This is a genomic window from Burkholderia sp. BC1 (assembly GCF_052683555.1).
This window is the reverse complement of record NZ_JBQYLP010000003.1, coordinates 170683-188587: the sequence shown is the minus strand read 5'-3', so window position 1 is coordinate 188587 and position 17905 is coordinate 170683. Positions and strand designations below refer to the sequence as shown.

The window sequence follows — 17905 nt, the reverse complement described above, 5'->3', positions numbered from 1 at the left end:
AAACGAATTCAGCGCATGGAAGAACAGGACCGCGTCGCGATCTTGCAGCAATTCGGACGCACGTATCGCGCGTTCATGACCGCATTCGAAACGCACGTCGGGCAGCCGATGCCGCGCTGGCGGATCATGGTCGCGCTGCACACGATGGGCGGGCATTCGTCGCAGAAGCGGCTCGTCGAAGTGCTGCGCATCGATCCGGGCGCGCTGACGCGTCAGCTGAAGTCGCTCGATGCGCTCGGCTGGATCGAACGCGAAGCCGACGCGCGCGACAACCGCGTGACCAACGTGACGCTGACCGAGGCCGGCCGCGCGGCGTTCGACGCGTGCCTGCCGCGCCGCAAGGCGTTTCTCGAGCGGACGATGGCGCAGGTGCCGGACGACGTGCTCAATGCGCTGTCGGGTGCGCTGGCCATGCTCGAGTCGAAGATCGCGGACGTCGGTTCGACGGTCGTGGAGCGCTGAACGCGCGCGCTCTAGCGGCGCTGTCGCTAGCCTGGACAGGCCCGCACGCCACGCCGGCATCCCGTCGCGCGCCGCCGCCGGCGGCGCTTCATTTCATCGGATCTATCGCACTGCGCGACCGCTTACAACTCGATGCGCGTGCCGAGCAGCGCAAGGAACTGCGACAGCCAGGCCGGATGCGCTGGCCATGCGGGCGCGGTGACGAACGGAGCGTCGGTGACGGCCGCATCGACCGGAATGTCCGCATATTCGCCGCCTGCGAGCTTCACCTCGGGTGCGCAGGCCGGATAGGCCGAGATGCGCTTGCCGCGAATCACGTCGGCGGCCGCGAGCAGCTGCGCGGCGTGACAGATCGCCGCGATCGGCTTGCCGGCTTCGGCGAAGGCCCGCACGAGCGCGATCACGTTCGGGTCGAGGCGCAGATATTCCGGCGCGCGGCCGCCCGCGATCGCGAGCGCGTCGTAGCGCGACGCATCGACGTCGTCGAACGTCGCATTCAGCGTGAACTGGTGGCCGGGCTTCTCGGTGTAGGTCTGGTCGCCCTCGAAATCGTGGATCGCGGTCTTGACCTTGTCGCCGGCGCGCTTGCCCGGGCATACGGCGTCGACGTGATGGCCGACCGCCTGCAGCGCCTGGAACGGCACCATCGTTTCGTAGTCTTCGGCGAAATCGCCGGTCAGGAACAGGATCTTCTTCGCTGCCATGGCTTTCTCCATTGAAGAAACGTCGAGGCGCGCTCGCGCAGCCGCAAGCGGCCGCGAGGGCGAAAGCGCAGTGTACTCCGGCAGCTCGACGCGCGCGTGACAAGCGGGCGCGCGTCGATACGCCGGGCGTCGGTACGTCGGGCGTCGGTACGCCCCGCATCGCGGCGGGGCGCATCGCGCGGTGCGTCAGAAGAACGTTTCGATCACGCCCGTCACGCGGAATTGCGGATCGAGGACGAGCAGCTGGCGCCACTTGTCGAACGTCAGACACGGGTGCGAGATGTCGAACGCGACCATGTCGCCGACCTTCACGTCTGCGCCGGGCGGAATCTGCAGGTAGGCGTGCTGATCCATCATGCCCGTGACGGCCCAGCCTTCGCTCGCGGCGACCTCGCGCGGTGCGCTGTCGCGGCCCGGGCGGAAGTGGCGCGCCGGCTCGGGCAGCCCCGCGTCGAACGCGGCGTCGCGCTTGCCGAGCGCGACGATCGCGCGATCGGGTTCCGGCACCGACTGCACGTATGCCCACAGCTGCAGCGCCGGAAGCAGCCCTTCGCCCATCCTGCGCGCGATCGGGTTGCGCGCGAAGACGTCCGTCTGCGCCTTCTTGTAGATGCCGACGTCGTGCGTGAGGTAGCAGCCGGGCCGCAGCACGACTTCCGCGAAGCCTGCATCGGAGGCCTTCGCGAATTCCTCGGCGACCACGTCGTACCACGCCGAGCCCGCGCCGGACAGGATCGCCGGCGTGCGCGCGAAGCGGCCGGCGGCCGCGAGCTCGCGCGTCAGCGCGACCGCGTCCTGCAGGAACGCGCGGATCTCGCCTTCCTCCTTCAGCACGCCTTCGTACAGTTCGATGCCGGCGAGCTTCAACGTATCGGGATAGCGCGCGAGCGCGTCGAGCACGGCCTTGCGCTGCGCGGCATCGCGCACGCCGGTGCGACCGCCCGGCACGCCGAGCTCGAGCAGCACGTTCAGCGACTTGTTCGCGGCGCCGAAGAAGCGGCCGAGCTGATCGACGTTGTCGGCCGAATCGACGCAGCAGAAGAATTCGAAGTCGGGGTCGGACAACAGCGCCGCGATGATGGTCATGTTCTGGCGGCCAACCAGCTGGTTGGCGAGCAGCACGCGGCGCACGCCGCCGTGATAGGCGGCCTGCGTCTGGTGCGCGGTCGCGAGCGTGATGCCCCATGCGCCCGCGGCGAGCTGGCGGCGGAACAGTTGCGGCGCCATCGTCGTCTTGCCGTGCGGCGCGAACTGCACGCCATACTGCTGGACGAATGCCTGCATCCAGTTCAGGTTGTGCTCGATGCGCTCCTCGTACAGCACCGCCGCCGGCAGGCTGATGTCTTCCGCGAGCAGATTCCATTCGAGGCGGCCGGCCTCGTCGAGCGGCACGCTCGCGCCCGGCAGGTTGCCGAGGCCCTTGCCGAAAGGATCGATCGTCGGTTCCTGATAGTTTGTAACTTTCATGTCATCCGGCTCCATCATCACTATGCATTGCACTGAAGTTGACAGTCAGATGGTACAGAAAGTAGCATCGGCGCGGTGATGTTATTTAGTAACATGAACCCTTATCCCCGTTTCCGCAGATGAATACGCGCGCTGTCCGTTCCGCGTCGCGCGCGGCCACGCCGGAATCGGCGTCGGTCGCGCAGCCCGTCCTCGACATCGTCGCGCGCATCGCCGAATGCGCGCCCGAGCTGCGCGATGCCGAGCGCAAGGTCGCCGAATTCATCCTCGCCGATCTCGCCCGCGCCGCGCATGCGAGCATCGGCGCGCTCGCGCGCGACACCGGCGTGAGCGTCGCGACGGTCACGCGCTTCGCGAAGGCGGTCGGCTGTCGCGACGTGCGCGAACTGAAGCTGCTCGTCGCGCAGGCGGCGGCCGTCGGTCGTCGCTTTCTCGTGCCGGCCGAGCAGGTGCCTGCCGAAGAAGACGCGAACCCGGCGACGGTCGTCTACGACGAGATCCGCGTCGCGCTCGCGCACAACCATCAGCTGCTGCGCAACGCGTCGTTCGACGCGGCGGCCGACCTGCTCGTCGGCGCGAAAATGATCTACGTGTACGGGCAGGGCGGCGGCTCGACCGCGCTGGCCGACGAGCTGCGCTTTCGGCTCGTGCGTTTCGGGCGGCCGGTCGCGACGTATCAGGACAGCCTGCTGCAGCGGATGGTGTCGGCCACGCTGTCGCGCGACGCGGTCGTCGTCGCGTTGTCAGTGAGCGGCCGCGTGCCCGAGCTGCTCGAGAACTGCCGGCTCGCGAAACGCTACGGCGCGACGCTGATTGCGATCACGGCGCCCGCGTCGCCGCTCGCGAAGCTGGCCGACCACCTGATTCCGGTCGTCGCCTTCGAGACCGATTTCATTTACAAGCCGTCGACGTCGCGCTACGCGATGATGATGGCGATCGACGTGCTCGTGACGGGGGTCGCGCTGCGGCTCGGCGATGCGGGCCGGGAATCGCTGCGCCGTATCAAGCATGCGCTCGACGCGCATCGCGGCGGCGGCGACCGTCAACCGGTAGGAGACTGACCATGCATTCGCATCCCGAAGCTGCCGATACGCTGATCGTCGGCGCGCAACTGTACGACGGGACCGGCGCGCCGCCCGTCACGCGCGACGTCGCGATCCGCAACGGCATGATCGCGGCGATCGGCAACCTGTCGAACTGGCTCGCCGAAACCGTCGTCGATGCGAACGGCCGCGCGCTCGCGCCGGGCTTCGTCGACGTTCACACGCACGACGACACGCACGTGATCCGCGCGCCGGAGATGCTGCCGAAGATTTCGCAGGGCGTGACGACCGTGATCGTCGGCAACTGCGGGATCAGCGCGTCGCCGGTGACGCTCGCGGGCGACCCGCCCGATCCGATGAACCTGCTCGGCGATCGCGACGCGTTTCGCTATCCGACCTTCGCCGACTATGTCGCGGCCGTCAACGACGCACGGCCGGCGGTGAACGTCGCGGCGCTGATCGGGCATACGGCGCTGCGCAACAACCAGATGGACCGCCTCGATCGCGCGGCGACCGAGACCGAGATTGCCGCGATGCGCACGCAGCTCGAGGAAGCGCTCGCGAACGGCGCGCTCGGATTGTCGTCGGGCCTCGCGTACGGCTCCGCGTTTGCGGCGCCGACCGAGGAAGTGATGGCGCTCGCCGAGCCGCTCGCGAATGCGGGCGCGCTGTATACGACGCACATGCGCACCGAGTTCGACGCGATCCTCGACGCGATGGACGAGGCCTACCAGGTAGGCCGCCATGCACGCGTGCCGGTCGTGATCTCGCATCTGAAATGTGCGGGCCCGTCGAACTGGGGGCGCAGCACCGAAGTGCTCGCGTCGCTCGAAGGCGCACGCCGCTATCAGCCGGTCGGCTGCGACTGCTATCCGTACAGCCGCAGCTCGTCGACGCTCGACCTGAAGCAGGTGACGGGCGACATCGACATCACGATCACCTGGTCGGAGCCGCATCCGGAAGTCGCCGGCAAGCTGCTGAAGGCGATCGCGGCCGACTGGGGCGTCACCGAGCAGGAGGCCGCGCAGCGGATCCGCCCGGCGGGCGCCGTGTACCACAACATGTCCGAAGACGACGTGCGCCGGATCCTCTCGCATCCGGCGACGATGGTCGGCTCGGACGGGCTGCCGAACGATCCGCTGCCGCATCCGCGGCTGTGGGGCGCGTTCCCGCGCGTGCTCGGCCATTACGTGCGCGACACGAACCTGCTGCCGCTCGAGGAGGCGATCCGCAAGATGACGTCGCTGTCCGCGCGCCGCTTCGGGCTTGCGCGTCGCGGCGAGGTGCACGTCGGCTACCACGCGGATCTCGTGCTGTTCGATCCGGCGCGCGTGATCGACGCCGCGACGTTCGACAAGCCGCAGCAGCCCGCGCACGGGATCGACGCGGTCTGGGTGAACGGCGTGCTGACCTATGAAAACGGGCGGCCGACCGGCGAACGCGCGGGCGGCTTCGTCGCGCGCGGCGAACGCGCGCAGGCGAGCGCGGATGCCGCGTTCTGAGCGCGGCCGATTTGCCGATATTCCGCGCGCACTGCTTGCAGCGCGCGCATTCGCAACCGAAACGGAACTGAAACAGGAGTGAAACGATGAAGCGATATGGCGTAGGCGAGGCGAAGGGGACGGGCGGTCAGGTGATGCCGTTCGCGCGCGCGGTCGAGGCCGACGGCTGGCTGTACGTGTCGGGCCAGACGCCGATGGTGAACGGCGAAGTCGTCGAAGGCGGGATCGTCACGCAATCGAAGCAGGCGATCGAGAACATGATCGCGATCCTGAAGGAAGCCGGCTACGGCCTCGAGCACGTCGTGCGCTGCGGCGTGTGGCTCGACGACGCGCGCGATTTCGCGTCGTTCAACAAGGTGTTCATCTCGTACTTCGGCGAGCATCCGCCGGCACGCGCGTGCGTGCAGTCGAGCATGGTCATCGATTGCAAGGTCGAGGTCGACTGCATCGCGTACAAGGCACCGGCGAAGTAAGGCGGCGCGCGGTTGTCGCGGTGAAATTCGTCGCGGTGAAATGAAAACAGCCCGGTCGATTCGACCGGGCTGTTTCGTTTGGCCCTTCACCGGCCCTTACTGCCGCGCCGTCCGCGCGTTGTCCGGCATCGGCTGGTTGTAGTTGGTCCGGAACGGATTGATGTCGAGCCCGCCGCGGCGCGTATACCGCGCATACACGGCCAGCTTCACCGGCTTGCAGCGATGCAGGATGTCGAGAAAGATCCGCTCGACGCACTGCTCGTGAAAGCCCGTGTGATTGCGAAACGAGATGATGTAGCGCAGCAGCCCCGCGTGGTCGATCTGCGGGCCGACGTAGTGGATCTGCACGCTGCCCCAGTCCGGCTGGCCGGTGACCGGGCAGTTCGACTTCAGCAGATCCGACACGAGCGTCTCTTCGACCGGCGCTTCGTCCTCCGCCGCCGACAGCAGCGACGGATCGGGCTCGTACACGTCGGCATCGAGATCGAGCCGGTCGAGCGACAAGCCGTCGAGCTCGTCCATCTCGAGCTTGCCGAAGTCGTGCGGCGACACGAGCTGCACCGACACGCTCGCGCCGCACGCGGCCGACACGTCGCGCTTGAGCACGTCGCGCACCGCGTCGACCGAGTCGAACTTCGACTGCGCGAACGAGCCGAGATAGAGCTTGAACGATTTCGACTCGACGATGTTCGGCGATTCGGCCGGCACGTAGAACGTCGCGACCGCGACCTGCGGCTTGCCGCGCGCGTTCAGCCACGACAGTTCGTACGCGTTCCAGATGTCGGTGCCGAAGAACGGCAGCGCGGACGTAATGCCGATCTGCTCGCGCGCGCCCGCGCGCGGGATCGGGAACAGCAGCGACGCGTCGTACTGCGATGCGTAGACGGTCGCCTTGCCGAGCGGGGAATGTTCGGGATTCATGGCAGTGCCTTTACGACAGGAAGAGGCGATACGCCGGATTGGCGCTCTCTTCGACATACGGATAGCCGAGCGCCGCGAGGAAGCGTTCGAACTCGGCATGATCGGCCTGCGGCACCTGCAGCCCGACGAGGATCGAGCTGTAGTCCGCACCCTGGTTGCGGTAGTGGAATAGGCTGATGTTCCAGTCCGGCGCCATCGACGACAGGAACTTCATCAGCGCGCCCGGCCGTTCGGGGAATTCGAAGCGGAACAGGCGCTCGTCGAGCGCGAGCGGCGAGCGGCCGCCGACCATGTAGCGGATATGCTCCTTCGACAGCTCGTCGTGCGTGAGGTCGGCCGTCTTGAAGCCGTGCGACTCGAAGTTCGCGGCGATGTCGGCCGATTCGCCGCGGCGACGGATCTGCACGCCGACGAAGATGTGCGCGGACTGCGCATCGGCGATCCGGTAGTTGAACTCGGTCACGTTGCGGTCGCCGACGAGCGAGCAGAAGCGCTTGAAGCTGCCGCGCTCCTCGGGAATCGTGACGGCGAACACGGCCTCGCGCGCCTCGCCGACCTCCGCGCGTTCGGCGACGAAGCGCATCCGGTCGAAGTTCATGTTCGCGCCCGACGTGACGGCGACGAGCGTCTGGTTCTCGATGCCTTCGCGTTCCGCATAGAGCTTCGCGCCGGCCACCGCGAGCGCGCCCGACGGCTCGAGCACGCTGCGCGTGTCCTGGAACACGTCCTTGATCGCCGCACAGAGCGCGTCGGTATCGACGGTCGCGACGCCGTCGAGATATTCCTTGCAGAGCCGGAAAGTTTCCTCGCCGACGAGCTTCACCGCGGTGCCGTCCGCGAACAGGCCGACCTCGGCGAGCTCGACGCGCTTGCCGGCCTGCAGCGACTGGGCCATCGCGCACGAATCCTCGGCCTGCACGCCGATCACCTTGATCTCCGGACGCACGGCCTTCACGTACGCGGCGACGCCCGCGGCGAGCCCACCGCCGCCGATCGGCACGAAGATCGCGTGGATCGGACCCTGGTGCTGGCGCAGGATCTCCATCGCGATCGTGCCCTGACCGGCGATCACGTACGGATCGTCGAACGGATGCACGAACGTGAGGCCGCGCTCTTCCTGCACCTTGAGCGCGTGCGCGTACGCGTCGCTGTACGATTCGCCGGCCTGAATCACCTCGACGCCCGGGCCGCCGTGCGCGCGCACCGCGTCGACCTTCACCTGCGGCGTCGTGACGGGCACGACGATCACGGCCTTCACGCCCATCCGGGCCGCCGAGAACGCGACGCCTTGCGCGTGATTGCCGGCCGATGCGGTAATCACGCCGCGCGCGAGCGCATCGGCGGGAATGTGCGCCATCTTGTTGTATGCGCCGCGCAGCTTGAACGAGAACACCGGCTGGTTGTCCTCGCGCTTCAGGTACACGGGGTTGCGCAGTCGCGCGGACAGATTGCGGGCCGGTTCGAGTTCGGTCTCGAACGCGACGTCGTAGACGCGCGCGGTCAGGATTTTCTTCAGGTAATCGTGGGAGGCCATGGATGCTCGCGTGCGGTGCGGAAGCGGACGGTAAAGGGTCAATGATAGCGCCAAGGGTCTGCCTGCACGCAAACGCGGCGCCGCGCGGGCCCGATCGGCGCGCGTGGGCCGCGCGGTTTTTCGGCGCGACCGTCGTTTTTACCGATTTAACCGGGCGGTTACCGACCGGCCGGGCGGCGAATGGGCGTGCGAAATCGCGGCGAGCCACGTCCGGCGCGGGTTGCCGCGATATCCCCACGCGCTGTCCGGCGTGCCACGCGTCGCGCGATCATGGGTTAGAATTCCGTTTTGAATCAAGGATCGGAAGATGCAGAGGCACCCTCGGATCGCCCCGTTGAAGCCGACGCCGCGCGCAGCCAGCCCCGCGGCGGAACGGCATGCGCGCCGCGCGCGATCGTGCTGATGGCTCCGAGTGCCGCCAGGCCCGGTCGATCCGGCGCCGCGCATTTGCGCGGGCACCGGTCCGACGCAGGGTGCCGGCCCGGGGCGGCGAGTCCCGACCCGTTCCGGCCCGCAGCGAGATCGTCGCGCGCCTGGCAATAGAACAGATTTCCCCAAGATTGCGCCCACGCGCTTGCCGACGCCCGTGCACGGTGTATCGGCCCTCCGAGTCGTCCGAACATGAACGCACCACAAGTTTTCGATCCGCATGGCGCGGCCGTCGCCGTCGCCGCCGACCCCGCGCCCCGTCTGCGCGAGATTCCCTATAACTACACGTCGTTCTCGGATCGCGAGATCGTGATCCGCCTGCTCGGCGAAGAGGCGTGGGCGGTGCTCGACGAGCTGCGTGCGGAACGCCGCACCGGCCGCTCGGCGCGCATGCTCTACGAAGTGCTCGGCGACATCTGGGTCGTGCGCCGCAACCCGTACCTGCAGGACGACCTGCTCGACAATCCGAAGCGCCGCGCGCTGCTGATCGAGGCGCTGAACCACCGTCTGACCGAAATCGGCAAACGCCGCCGCGCCGATCTGACCGAGCATCACGACGAAGCGGGCCGCGAACGCGCGGCGCGCGTCGAGATGCTCGAAGCCGCCGCGCAGCGCGCCGTCGACGAATTTGCAGACGAATTCGACAAGATGGCCGACCTGCGCCGCCGCGCGACGAAGGCGCTCGGCCGCTGCACGCAGAAGGACAACATCCGCTTCGACGGGCTCTCGCGCGTGTCGCACGTGACCGACGCGACCGACTGGCGCGTCGAATATCCGTTCGTCGTGCTGACGCCCGACACCGAAGCCGAAATCGCCGGCCTCGTGAAGGCCTGCTTCGAGCTCGGCCTGACCGTGATTCCGCGCGGCGGCGGCACGGGCTATACGGGCGGCGCGGTGCCGCTCACGCCGTTTTCCGCCGTGATCAACACCGAGAAGCTCGAGCAGCTCGGCGCGGTCGAGCTCACCGAGCTGCCGGGCGTGCCGCACAAGGTGCCGACGATCTTCTCCGGCGCGGGCGTCGTCACGCGCCGCGTGACCGAGGCGGCCGAGGCGGCCGGCTATGTGTTCGCGGTCGATCCGACCTCGCTCGACGCATCGTGCATCGGCGGCAACGTCGCGATGAACGCGGGCGGCAAGAAGGCCGTGCTGTGGGGCACCGCGCTCGACAACCTCGCGTGGTGGCGGATGGTCGACCCGGACGGCAACTGGCTCGAAGTCACGCGTCTCGAGCACAACCAGGGCAAGATCCACGACATCGCGGTCGCGCGCTTCGAGCTGAAGTGGTTCGACGGCGCGTACGCGCCGGGCGAGAAGCTGCTGCGCACCGAAATGCTCGAGATCGAAGGGCGCCGCTTCCGCAAGGAAGGGCTCGGCAAGGACGTGACCGACAAGTTCCTCGCCGGTCTGCCGGGCGTGCAGAAGGAAGGCTGCGACGGGCTCATCACGTCCGCGCGCTGGGTGCTGCACAAGATGCCCGCGCATACGCGCACCGTCTGCCTCGAGTTCTTCGGCCAGGCGCGCGAGGCGATCCCGAGCATCGTCGAGATCAAGGACTACCTGTTCGAGACGTCGAAGCAGGGCGGCGCGATCCTCGCCGGCCTCGAGCACCTCGACGAGCGCTATCTGCGCGCGGTCGGCTATGCGACCAAGAGCAAGCGCAACGCGTTCCCGAAGATGGTGCTGATCGGCGACATCGTCGGCGACGATGCCGATGCAGTCGCGCAGGCGACGTCCGAAGTGATCCGGATGGCCAACGGCAAGAGCGGCGAGGGTTTCGTCGCGGTCAGCGCGGAGGCGCGCAAGCGCTTCTGGCTCGACCGTAGCCGCACGGCCGCGATCGCGAAGCACACGAACGCGTTCAAGATCAACGAAGACGTCGTGATCCCGCTGAATCGGATGGGCGAGTACACCGACGGCATCGAGCGGATCAACATCGAGCTCTCGCTGAAGAACAAGCTGCAGCTCGTCGACGCGCTCGAAGCGTTCTTCCGCGGCGGCAATTTGCCGCTCGGCAAGACCGACGACGCGAACGAGATCCCGAGCGCGGAGCTGCTGGAAGACCGCGTGCAGCAGGCGCTCGAGCTGCTCAAGCGCGTGCGTGCGCGCTGGGAGTTCGTGCGCGACCGGCTCGACCAGCCGCTGCGCGAGGCGCAGCACTATCTCGTGCAGCTCGGCTACGAAGCGCTCGCGGAGAAATTCGCCGATCGCGCGGACGAGCAGCCGGGCGCGACGCTGTTCCACGTCACGCAGGACCGCACCGTGCGCATCTCGTGGAAGCAGGAGATCCGCGCGGAACTGCGTGCGATCTTCAACGGCGGCGCGTTCAAGCCGATCCTCGACGAAGCGCAGGCGATCCACAAGCGCGTGCTGCGCGGCCGCGTGTTCGTCGCGCTGCACATGCACGCGGGCGACGGCAACGTCCACACGAACATCCCGGTCAACTCCGACAACTACGAGATGCTGCAGGACGCGCACGCCGCGGTCGCGCGCATCATGACGCTCGCGCGTTCGCTCGATGGCGTGATTTCCGGCGAGCACGGGATCGGCATCACGAAGCTCGAGTTCCTCACCGACGACGAGATCGCCGAATTCCGCGCGTACAAGCAGCGCGTCGATCCGAACGGCCGCTTCAACAAGGGCAAGCTGCTCGACGGCGCCGATCTGCGCAACGCCTATACGCCGAGCTTCGGGCTGATGGGCTATGAATCGCTAATCATGCAGCAGTCCGACATCGGTGCGATCGCCGATTCGGTGAAGGACTGCCTGCGCTGCGGCAAGTGCAAGCCGGTGTGTGCGACGCACGTGCCGCGCGCGAACCTGCTGTACAGCCCGCGCAACAAGATCCTCGCGACCTCGCTGCTCGTCGAGGCGTTCCTGTACGAAGAGCAGACGCGCCGCGGCGTCTCGATCAAGCACTGGGACGAGTTCAACGACGTGGCCGATCACTGCACGGTCTGCCACAAGTGCGCGACGCCGTGCCCGGTGAAGATCGACTTCGGCGACGTCACGATGAACATGCGCAATCTGCTGCGCAAGATGGGCAAGAAGAAGTTCAATCCGGGCCAGGCCGCGGGCATGTTCTTCCTGAACGCGACGAATCCGCAGACGATCAACGCGGCGCGCACCGTGATGATGGGCGTCGGCTACAAGGTGCAGCGCTTCGCGAACGACATGCTGAAGAAGGTCGTGACGAAGCAGACGCAGCATCCGCCCGCGACGACCGGCAAGCCGCCCGCGGTCGAGCAGGTGATCCACTTCGTCAACAAGAAGATGCCGGGCAACCTGCCGAAGAAGACGGCGCGCGCGCTGCTCGACATCGAGGACAACAAGATCGTGCCGATCATCCGCAACCCGAAGACGACGACCGTCGATTCGGAAGCGGTGTTCTACTTCCCGGGCTGCGGCTCCGAGCGCCTGTTCTCGCAGGTCGGTCTCGCGACGCAGGCGATGCTGTGGGAAGCCGGCGTGCAGACGGTGCTGCCGCCGGGCTACCTGTGCTGCGGCTATCCGCAGCGCGGCGCGGGCCAGTACGACAAGGCCGAAAAGATCGTCACCGACAACCGCGTGCTGTTCCACCGCGTCGCGAACACGCTGAACTACCTCGACATCAAGACGGTGGTCGTGTCGTGCGGCACCTGCTACGACCAGCTCGCGGGCTACGAATTCGACAAGATCTTTCCGGGCTGCCGCATCATCGACATCCACGAGTTCCTGCTCGAGAAGGGCATGAAGCTCGACGGCGTGACGGGCACGCGCTACATGTATCACGATCCGTGCCACACGCCGATCAAGACGATGGACCCGGTGAAGCTCGTCAACGAGCTGATGGGCTCGGAGAAGGACGGCTACAAGATCGAGAAGAACGACCGCTGCTGCGGCGAGTCCGGCACGCTCGCGGTCACGCGCCCCGACGTGTCGACGCAGGTCCGCTTCCGCAAGGAAGAGGAAATCCGCAAGGGCGCCGCGAAGCTGCGCAGCATTCCGGTCGTCGCGAGCGCGGCGGAACCGGCGGCCGCCGCCGTCGCCGCGCCGGCGAACGGCCCGGACGTGAAGATCCTGACGAGCTGCCCGTCCTGCCTGCAGGGGCTGTCGCGCTACAGCGAGGACGCGAACCTCGAAGCCGATTACATCGTCGTCGAGATCGCGCGCCAGGTGCTCGGCGAGAACTGGATGGTCGACTATGTCGCACGCGCGAACAATGGCGGGATCGAGCGCGTACTGGTCTAATGCGGGGATGACGACCGCCCGACCGGGCTTGGGATGAGCGGGCGCCGGCACGATCGTGCCGGCGCTCGCCCACATGGGAGCGACGATGGAATGCGTGTTTTGCCGTGAAGACGGCGGCGAAGTGCTGTGGCAGGACGACCGGCTGCGCGTCGTCCTCGCGACGGGCGAGCACGACTACCCGGGCTTCTGCCGGGTGATCTGGGGCGCGCACGTCGCCGAGTTCTCGGATCTCGGCGACGAGGAGCGGGCACATCTGATGCGCGTCGTCTACGCGGTCGAGCGCGCGGTGCGCCGCGTGATGCAGCCGAACAAGGTGAATCTCGCGAGCCTCGGCAACATGGTGCCGCACGTGCACTGGCACGTGATCCCGCGCTTCTCGAACGACGCGCATTTTCCGCAGCCGGTCTGGGCGCCGCGCCAGCGCAGCGTGTCCGAGGCGCTGCTGCGCACGCGCGCCGCGCAGGCCTCGCTGCTGCACAATGCGGTGCGCGAGGAAATCCAACGAACGAACGATCCGAGGCAACCATGAGCGGTTTGACTTCCACGACGCCGATTCCGTCCGGCGTCGTCGTGCACGCGGTGTCGCGCGTGCTCGAATTGCAGTACCCGAACGGAGAGAGCTACCGGATTCCGTTCGAGCTGATGCGCGTCTGTTCGCCGTCGGCCGAGGTGCGCGGCCACGGGCCCGGCCAGGAAACGCTGCAGACCGGCAAGCGCGAGGTGACGATCACCGCGCTGGAGGGCGTGGGCAACTACGCGCTGCAGCCGACCTTCTCCGACGGCCATTCGACCGGCATCTATTCCTGGGATCTGCTGTACGAACTGGCGACGCAGCAGGATGCGCTGTGGCGCGACTATTTCGACAAACTGAAGGCGGCGGGCGTCGATCGCGATGCGCCGATGCCGGCGGCGAGCGCGCCGCACGGCCACTGCCACTGAAATCGACGGCGCCCGTTCGGCGCCGTCTTGCCATTTACTGAGGATCAACGCGATGAGCAAAACCCACTTCGGCTTCGAAACCGTCGAGGAAACCGATAAAGCGAAGAAAGTGGCGGGCGTGTTCCATTCGGTCGCGAACAACTACGACCTGATGAACGATCTGATGTCGGCCGGCATGCACCGCGCGTGGAAGGCGTTCACGATCGCGCAGGCGAACGTGCGGCCCGGCTACAAGGTGCTCGACATCGCGGCCGGCACCGGCGACCTGACGAAGGCGTTCGCGAAGGCGGCCGGCCCGACGGGCGAAGTCTGGCACACGGACATCAACGAATCGATGCTGCGCGTCGGCCGCGACCGGCTGCTCGACAAGGGCATCGTGACGCCGTCGCTGCTTTGCGACGCGGAGAAAATTCCCTTTCCGGACAACTACTTCGACGTCGTCACCGTCGCGTTCGGGCTGCGCAACATGACGCACAAGGACGTCGCGCTGGCCGAGATGCGCCGCGTCGCGAAGCCGGGCGGCCGCGTGATGGTGCTGGAATTCTCGAAAGTGTGGGAACCGCTGAAAAAAGCGTACGATTTGTATTCTTTCAAAGTATTACCGTGGCTTGGTGACAAGTTCGCGAAAGATGCCGACAGTTACAGGTATCTTGCCGAATCTATCCGGATGCACCCGGATCAGGACACGCTGAAGACGATGATGGAACAAGCGGGCCTCGATGCCGTCAAATATTACAATTTGTCAGGTGGCGTGGTAGCTTTACACCTCGGAACCAAGTACTAAGGGGTTCTTTCCATACATTTGTCTTACATCTGGAGAAGCTGATGTCCGAATCGCGATCGTTGTTCAACCGTAGCAAGCCGTCGAAGCCGTGGGCTCGACGGGTCGGCACGCTGCTGATGGTCGGCCTGCTCACGGCAGGCACGTTCGCATCGCTCGATGCGGAAGCGAAGCGCATGGGCGGCGGGCGCAGCTTCGGGCGCCAGAACTCCACCGTCACGCAGCGGCAGGCCACGCCGCCCGCGCAGCAGCCGATGCAGCAGGCCGCACCGGCGCAGGCACAGCGCGCGAACCCGGCGGCGCCGGCGCCGGCCGCGCAGCCGAACCGCTCGCGCTGGCTCGGGCCGATCGCCGGCCTCGCGGCCGGTCTCGGCATCGCGGCGCTGCTGTCGCACTTCGGCCTCGGCGAGGCGTTCGCCGGGATGATGTCGAACCTCATCGTGATCGCCCTGCTCGCGATGATCGGCATCTGGCTGGTCCGCAAGTTCATGAATCGCCGTCGTCCGCAGGAGCCGGCGTACTCGGTCGGCAGCGCGCCGTCGTCGTCGGGCGGCTACGCGCAGAGCCCGTCGTTCCAGCCGGGCAGCACGAGCCAGTACTCGGGTAGCGGCAGCAACTATGCGAACGAAGCGCAGCGCGTGTTCAACGGCGGCGCACCGGCCGCGGGCGCAGCGGCGGCCGCACCGGTTCAGGTGCCGGCCGGCTTCGATACCGATGCGTTCCTGCGCAGCGCGAAGGTGTCGTTCGTGCGGCTGCAGGCCGCGTGGGACCAGGGCAACCTGGCCGACATCCGCGAATTCACGACGCCCGAGATGTTCGCCGAGATCAAGATCGACCTCGATTCGCGCGGCAACGAGCCGAACCAGACCGACGTCGTGCAGCTGGATGCCGAACTGGTCGCGCTCGAGGATCGCGGCATCGAGCAGTCGGCGAGCGTGCGCTTCCACGGGCTGATCCGCGAGTCGGCGAACGCCGCGGCCGAACCGTTCGACGAGGTGTGGAACCTGTCGAAGTCGGGCGGTCAGGGCTGGTTGCTCGCGGGCATTCAGCAACAGAACGCGCACTGAGCGCCGGCGGCGGTCGCACTGCGACCGCTTGCCGCCGAGGCGTGCGGTCGGGCGCGGTCTGCCGACGATCCGACGTTACAATAGGAACCCGCGCGGGCGCCCGGCCTGCGCGGGTTTTTTCTTTCCCAGCCGATGACCTTTGCTGCCAAGCCTTTTGCTGCTGCCGTCAATCACCTGCTCGCACGCGAATCGTGGGCGCGCGATCGCCTGATTCCCTATGCGGGCAAGACCGCCCGTCTCGACGTGCCGCCCGTCACGCTTGTGCTGCTCGTGCAGCCGGACGGTTATCTGTCGGCCGTCGACGAGCACGATGCGCGACAGGTCGACGTATCGATCGCGCTGGCCGGCGACACGGTCGCCGCGTTCCTTCAGGGCGGCCAGGCGGCCGTGATGAAGCACGTGAAGATCGACGGCGACGCGGAGTTCGCGACGCAGATCGCCAAGCTCGCCGAGCATCTGCGCTGGGAGCCGGAAGAAGATCTCGCAAAGCTGGTCGGCGATGCCGCGGCGCACCGGATCGCGACGATCGTGCGCGACGCCGGCGCGCGCGCACGCCGTACCGGCCGCAACGTGCTCGACTCGATCGCCGAGTACTGGCTTGACGAGAACCCGCAAGTCGTCCGGCGCGCGTCGCTCGGGGGATTCGACGCCGAACTGGCGCGCGCACGCGACGCGCTCGCACGTGTGGAGAAGCGGGTCGAGCGACTCGAACAAAAAATCGGCGCGCGCACGGGTTCCGGCCCGCGCGGCGCGCACTGAGGGCCGCAGCGCATGCGCATTTTCCGTTTCATCAAGATTGTCTATACCGTCATCCGCTTCGGGCTCGACGAGGTCATGCTGTCCCGGATCGACGACCGCCGCGTGAAACTGCTGCTGCGGATCACGACGATCGGCCGCCGCTATTCCGATCCACCCGCCGTGCGGCTGCGTCATGCGCTCGAAAGCCTCGGTCCGATTTTCGTGAAGTTCGGCCAGGTGCTGTCGACACGGCGCGATCTGCTGTCGGTCGACTTCGCGAACGAGCTCGCCAAACTGCAGGACCAGGTGCCGCCGTTCGATTCGTCGGTTGCGATCGCGATCATCGAGAAGTCGCTCGGCGCGCCGGTCGACGAACTGTTCGACGAATTCGAGCGCGAGCCCGTCGCGAGCGCCTCGATCGCGCAGGTGCACTTCGCGAAACTGAAGCAGGGCGTGCACGCCGGCAAGGCCGTGGCGGTCAAGGTGCTGCGTCCGAACATGCTGCCGGTGATCGATTCGGATCTCGCGCTGATGCGCGACATCGCGACGTGGACCGAGCGGATGTGGGCCGACGGACGCCGGCTGAAGCCGCGCGAGGTCGTGGCCGAATTCGACAAGTATCTGCACGACGAGCTCGACCTGATGCGCGAGGCCGCGAACGGCAGCCAGCTGCGCCGCAACTTTGCGGGCCTCGATCTGCTGCTCGTGCCGGAAATGTTCTGGGATTTCTCGACGTCGCACGTGCTCGTGATGGAGCGCATGTCGGGCGTGCCGATCAGCCAGGTCGAGACGCTGCGCGCGGCCGGCGTCGACATCAAGAAGCTCGCGCGCGAAGGCGTCGAGATTTTCTTCACGCAGGTGTTCCGCGACGGCTTCTTCCATGCGGACATGCATCCCGGCAACATTCAGGTGAGCCTCGATCCGAACACGTTCGGCCGCTATATCGCGCTCGACTTCGGGATCGTCGGCGCACTGTCCGACTTCGACAAGAACTATCTCGCGCAGAACTTCCTCGCGTTCTTCAAGCGCGACTATCATCGCGTCGCGACGCTGCACCTCGAGTCCGGCTGGGTGCCGCCCGAAACGCGCGTCGAGGAACTCGAAAGCGCGATCCGCGCGGTCTGCGAGCCGTATTTCGACCGCGCGCTGAAGGACATTTCTCTCGGCCAGGTGCTGATGCGGCTGTTCTCGACGTCGCGCCGCTTCAACGTCGAAATCCAGCCGCAGCTCGTGCTGCTGCAGAAGACGATGCTGAACGTCGAAGGGCTCGGCCGTTCGCTCGACCCCGAGCTCGATCTGTGGAAAACGGCGAAGCCGTACCTGGAGCGCTGGATGACCGAGCAGATCGGTCTGCGCGGCTGGTACGAGCGCTTCAAGGTCGAAGCGCCGCAGTGGAGCAAGACGATGCCGCAACTGCCGCGTCTCATTCACCACGCGCTCGCGGCCCGGCACGATGCGCCGCGCGCGGCCAGCGAAGACCTGATGCGGCAGATCCTGATCGAGCAGAAGCGGACCAACCGGCTGCTGCAGGCGCTGCTGATCTTCGGTCTCGCGGTCGGCGTCGGCGCGCTCGTCGCCCGCGTGCTGCTCGCGCTCGCGTACGGCGCGTGACCGACAG

At 67.0% G+C, this 17905-nt stretch carries 16 protein-coding genes; 11 read left to right on the top strand and 5 right to left on the bottom strand.

What is annotated here, in order from left to right; translation table 11 throughout:
• Positions 1 to 15: 15 nt before the first annotated feature.
• Entirely contained in the window at positions 16 to 462 is a 447-nt protein-coding gene (locus ACSHSS_RS03110; protein WP_006406580.1) for a MarR family winged helix-turn-helix transcriptional regulator, read from the top strand.
• A 122-nt stretch (positions 463 to 584) separates the two neighbouring features.
• On the opposite strand, the gene ACSHSS_RS03105 is transcribed toward ACSHSS_RS03110, so the two are convergent.
• Together ACSHSS_RS03105 and ACSHSS_RS03100 are read right to left on the bottom strand one after the other, a co-directional pair.
• Complete coding sequence (locus tag ACSHSS_RS03105; RefSeq protein ID WP_006398289.1) at positions 585 to 1166, bottom strand: DJ-1/PfpI family protein; 582 nt, start codon at positions 1164 to 1166, stop codon at positions 585 to 587.
• Positions 1167 to 1352: 186 nt separating this feature from the next.
• Positions 1353 to 2633 carry an amino acid deaminase gene (locus ACSHSS_RS03100; protein WP_261511929.1) on the bottom strand — a complete coding sequence of 427 codons (1281 nt, stop codon included), beginning with the start codon at positions 2631 to 2633 and terminating at the stop codon, positions 1353 to 1355.
• A 119-nt stretch (positions 2634 to 2752) separates the two neighbouring features.
• On the opposite strand from ACSHSS_RS03100, the gene ACSHSS_RS03095 reads away from it, so the two are divergent.
• From ACSHSS_RS03095 to ACSHSS_RS03085, 3 genes are all read left to right on the top strand, one after another.
• On the top strand, positions 2753 to 3694 hold the full coding sequence (locus ACSHSS_RS03095) for a MurR/RpiR family transcriptional regulator (RefSeq protein WP_105779558.1): 942 nt from the start codon (positions 2753 to 2755) through the stop codon (positions 3692 to 3694).
• A gap of 2 nt (positions 3695 to 3696) precedes the next feature.
• Positions 3697 to 5178: an N-acyl-D-amino-acid deacylase family protein gene (locus ACSHSS_RS03090; protein WP_039220065.1), complete on the top strand. Its 1482-nt coding sequence runs from the start codon at positions 3697 to 3699 to the stop codon at positions 5176 to 5178.
• 86 nt (positions 5179 to 5264) lie between these two features.
• A complete protein-coding gene (locus tag ACSHSS_RS03085) occupies positions 5265 to 5651 on the top strand; it encodes a RidA family protein (RefSeq protein ID WP_006398293.1) in 387 nt (128 codons plus the stop codon).
• A gap of 96 nt (positions 5652 to 5747) precedes the next feature.
• Here ACSHSS_RS03085 and queF read toward each other — a convergent pair whose 3' ends face one another.
• From queF to ACSHSS_RS03070, 3 genes are all read right to left on the bottom strand, one after another.
• Positions 5748 to 6572, bottom strand: a complete 825-nt coding sequence (gene queF / locus ACSHSS_RS03080) for an NADPH-dependent 7-cyano-7-deazaguanine reductase QueF (RefSeq protein WP_006398294.1) — start codon at positions 6570 to 6572, stop codon at positions 5748 to 5750.
• Positions 6573 to 6582: 10 nt separating this feature from the next.
• Positions 6583 to 8106, bottom strand: a complete 1524-nt coding sequence (gene ilvA / locus ACSHSS_RS03075) for a threonine ammonia-lyase, biosynthetic (protein ID WP_217104161.1) — start codon at positions 8104 to 8106, stop codon at positions 6583 to 6585.
• Between the two features lie 138 nt (positions 8107 to 8244).
• A complete protein-coding gene (locus tag ACSHSS_RS03070) occupies positions 8245 to 8742 on the bottom strand; it encodes a hypothetical protein (protein ID WP_006398296.1) in 498 nt (165 codons plus the stop codon).
• Here ACSHSS_RS03070 and ACSHSS_RS03065 point away from each other — a divergent pair.
• The 7 genes from ACSHSS_RS03065 to ubiB all read left to right on the top strand — a co-directional run bounded on the left by ACSHSS_RS03065 (position 8728) and on the right by ubiB (position 17898).
• A complete protein-coding gene (locus ACSHSS_RS03065) occupies positions 8728 to 12762 on the top strand; it encodes a DUF3683 domain-containing protein (protein ID WP_445544563.1) in 4035 nt (1344 codons plus the stop codon). The genes ACSHSS_RS03070 and ACSHSS_RS03065 overlap by 15 nt on opposite strands.
• 85 nt (positions 12763 to 12847) lie before the next feature.
• The gene (locus ACSHSS_RS03060) at positions 12848 to 13291 is read left to right on the top strand and encodes an HIT family protein (protein ID WP_035952368.1); all 444 of its coding nucleotides are present in this window, start codon (positions 12848 to 12850) and stop codon (positions 13289 to 13291) included.
• The gene (locus tag ACSHSS_RS03055; RefSeq protein WP_445544562.1) at positions 13288 to 13701 is read left to right on the top strand and encodes a gamma-butyrobetaine hydroxylase-like domain-containing protein; all 414 of its coding nucleotides are present in this window, start codon (positions 13288 to 13290) and stop codon (positions 13699 to 13701) included. The genes ACSHSS_RS03060 and ACSHSS_RS03055 overlap by 4 nt, the downstream gene beginning before the upstream one ends.
• Before the next feature lie 52 nt (positions 13702 to 13753).
• On the top strand, positions 13754 to 14485 hold the full coding sequence (gene ubiE, locus ACSHSS_RS03050) for a bifunctional demethylmenaquinone methyltransferase/2-methoxy-6-polyprenyl-1,4-benzoquinol methylase UbiE (RefSeq protein ID WP_006398300.1): 732 nt from the start codon (positions 13754 to 13756) through the stop codon (positions 14483 to 14485).
• Positions 14486 to 14526: 41 nt separating this feature from the next.
• The gene (locus tag ACSHSS_RS03045) at positions 14527 to 15549 is read left to right on the top strand and encodes a Tim44 domain-containing protein (protein ID WP_445544561.1); all 1023 of its coding nucleotides are present in this window, start codon (positions 14527 to 14529) and stop codon (positions 15547 to 15549) included.
• Positions 15550 to 15681: 132 nt separating this feature from the next.
• Positions 15682 to 16308: a ubiquinone biosynthesis accessory factor UbiJ gene (locus tag ACSHSS_RS03040; protein ID WP_006398302.1), complete on the top strand. Its 627-nt coding sequence runs from the start codon at positions 15682 to 15684 to the stop codon at positions 16306 to 16308.
• A 12-nt stretch (positions 16309 to 16320) separates the two neighbouring features.
• The gene (gene ubiB / locus ACSHSS_RS03035; protein ID WP_006398303.1) at positions 16321 to 17898 is read left to right on the top strand and encodes a ubiquinone biosynthesis regulatory protein kinase UbiB; all 1578 of its coding nucleotides are present in this window, start codon (positions 16321 to 16323) and stop codon (positions 17896 to 17898) included.
• Positions 17899 to 17905 lie beyond the last annotated feature (7 nt).

Excerpts from the sequence above, each read along its gene's own strand:
- ACSHSS_RS03110 (WP_006406580.1), top strand. The coding sequence starts at position 16 with ATGGAAGAACAGGACCGCGTCGCGATCTTGCAGCAATTCGGACGCACG.
- ACSHSS_RS03105 (WP_006398289.1), bottom strand. The coding sequence starts at position 1,166 with ATGGCAGCGAAGAAGATCCTGTTCCTGACCGGCGATTTCGCCGAAGAC.
- ACSHSS_RS03100 (WP_261511929.1), bottom strand. The coding sequence starts at position 2,633 with ATGAAAGTTACAAACTATCAGGAACCGACGATCGATCCTTTCGGCAAG.
- ACSHSS_RS03095 (WP_105779558.1), top strand. The coding sequence starts at position 2,753 with ATGAATACGCGCGCTGTCCGTTCCGCGTCGCGCGCGGCCACGCCGGAA.
- ACSHSS_RS03090 (WP_039220065.1), top strand. The coding sequence starts at position 3,697 with ATGCATTCGCATCCCGAAGCTGCCGATACGCTGATCGTCGGCGCGCAA.
- ACSHSS_RS03085 (WP_006398293.1), top strand. The coding sequence starts at position 5,265 with ATGAAGCGATATGGCGTAGGCGAGGCGAAGGGGACGGGCGGTCAGGTG.
- queF (WP_006398294.1), bottom strand. The coding sequence starts at position 6,572 with ATGAATCCCGAACATTCCCCGCTCGGCAAGGCGACCGTCTACGCATCG.
- ilvA (WP_217104161.1), bottom strand. The coding sequence starts at position 8,106 with ATGGCCTCCCACGATTACCTGAAGAAAATCCTGACCGCGCGCGTCTAC.
- ACSHSS_RS03065 (WP_445544563.1), top strand. The coding sequence starts at position 8,728 with ATGAACGCACCACAAGTTTTCGATCCGCATGGCGCGGCCGTCGCCGTC.
- ACSHSS_RS03060 (WP_035952368.1), top strand. The coding sequence starts at position 12,848 with ATGGAATGCGTGTTTTGCCGTGAAGACGGCGGCGAAGTGCTGTGGCAG.
- ACSHSS_RS03055 (WP_445544562.1), top strand. The coding sequence starts at position 13,288 with ATGAGCGGTTTGACTTCCACGACGCCGATTCCGTCCGGCGTCGTCGTG.
- ubiE (WP_006398300.1), top strand. The coding sequence starts at position 13,754 with ATGAGCAAAACCCACTTCGGCTTCGAAACCGTCGAGGAAACCGATAAA.
- ACSHSS_RS03045 (WP_445544561.1), top strand. The coding sequence starts at position 14,527 with ATGTCCGAATCGCGATCGTTGTTCAACCGTAGCAAGCCGTCGAAGCCG.
- ACSHSS_RS03040 (WP_006398302.1), top strand. The coding sequence starts at position 15,682 with ATGACCTTTGCTGCCAAGCCTTTTGCTGCTGCCGTCAATCACCTGCTC.
- ubiB (WP_006398303.1), top strand. The coding sequence starts at position 16,321 with ATGCGCATTTTCCGTTTCATCAAGATTGTCTATACCGTCATCCGCTTC.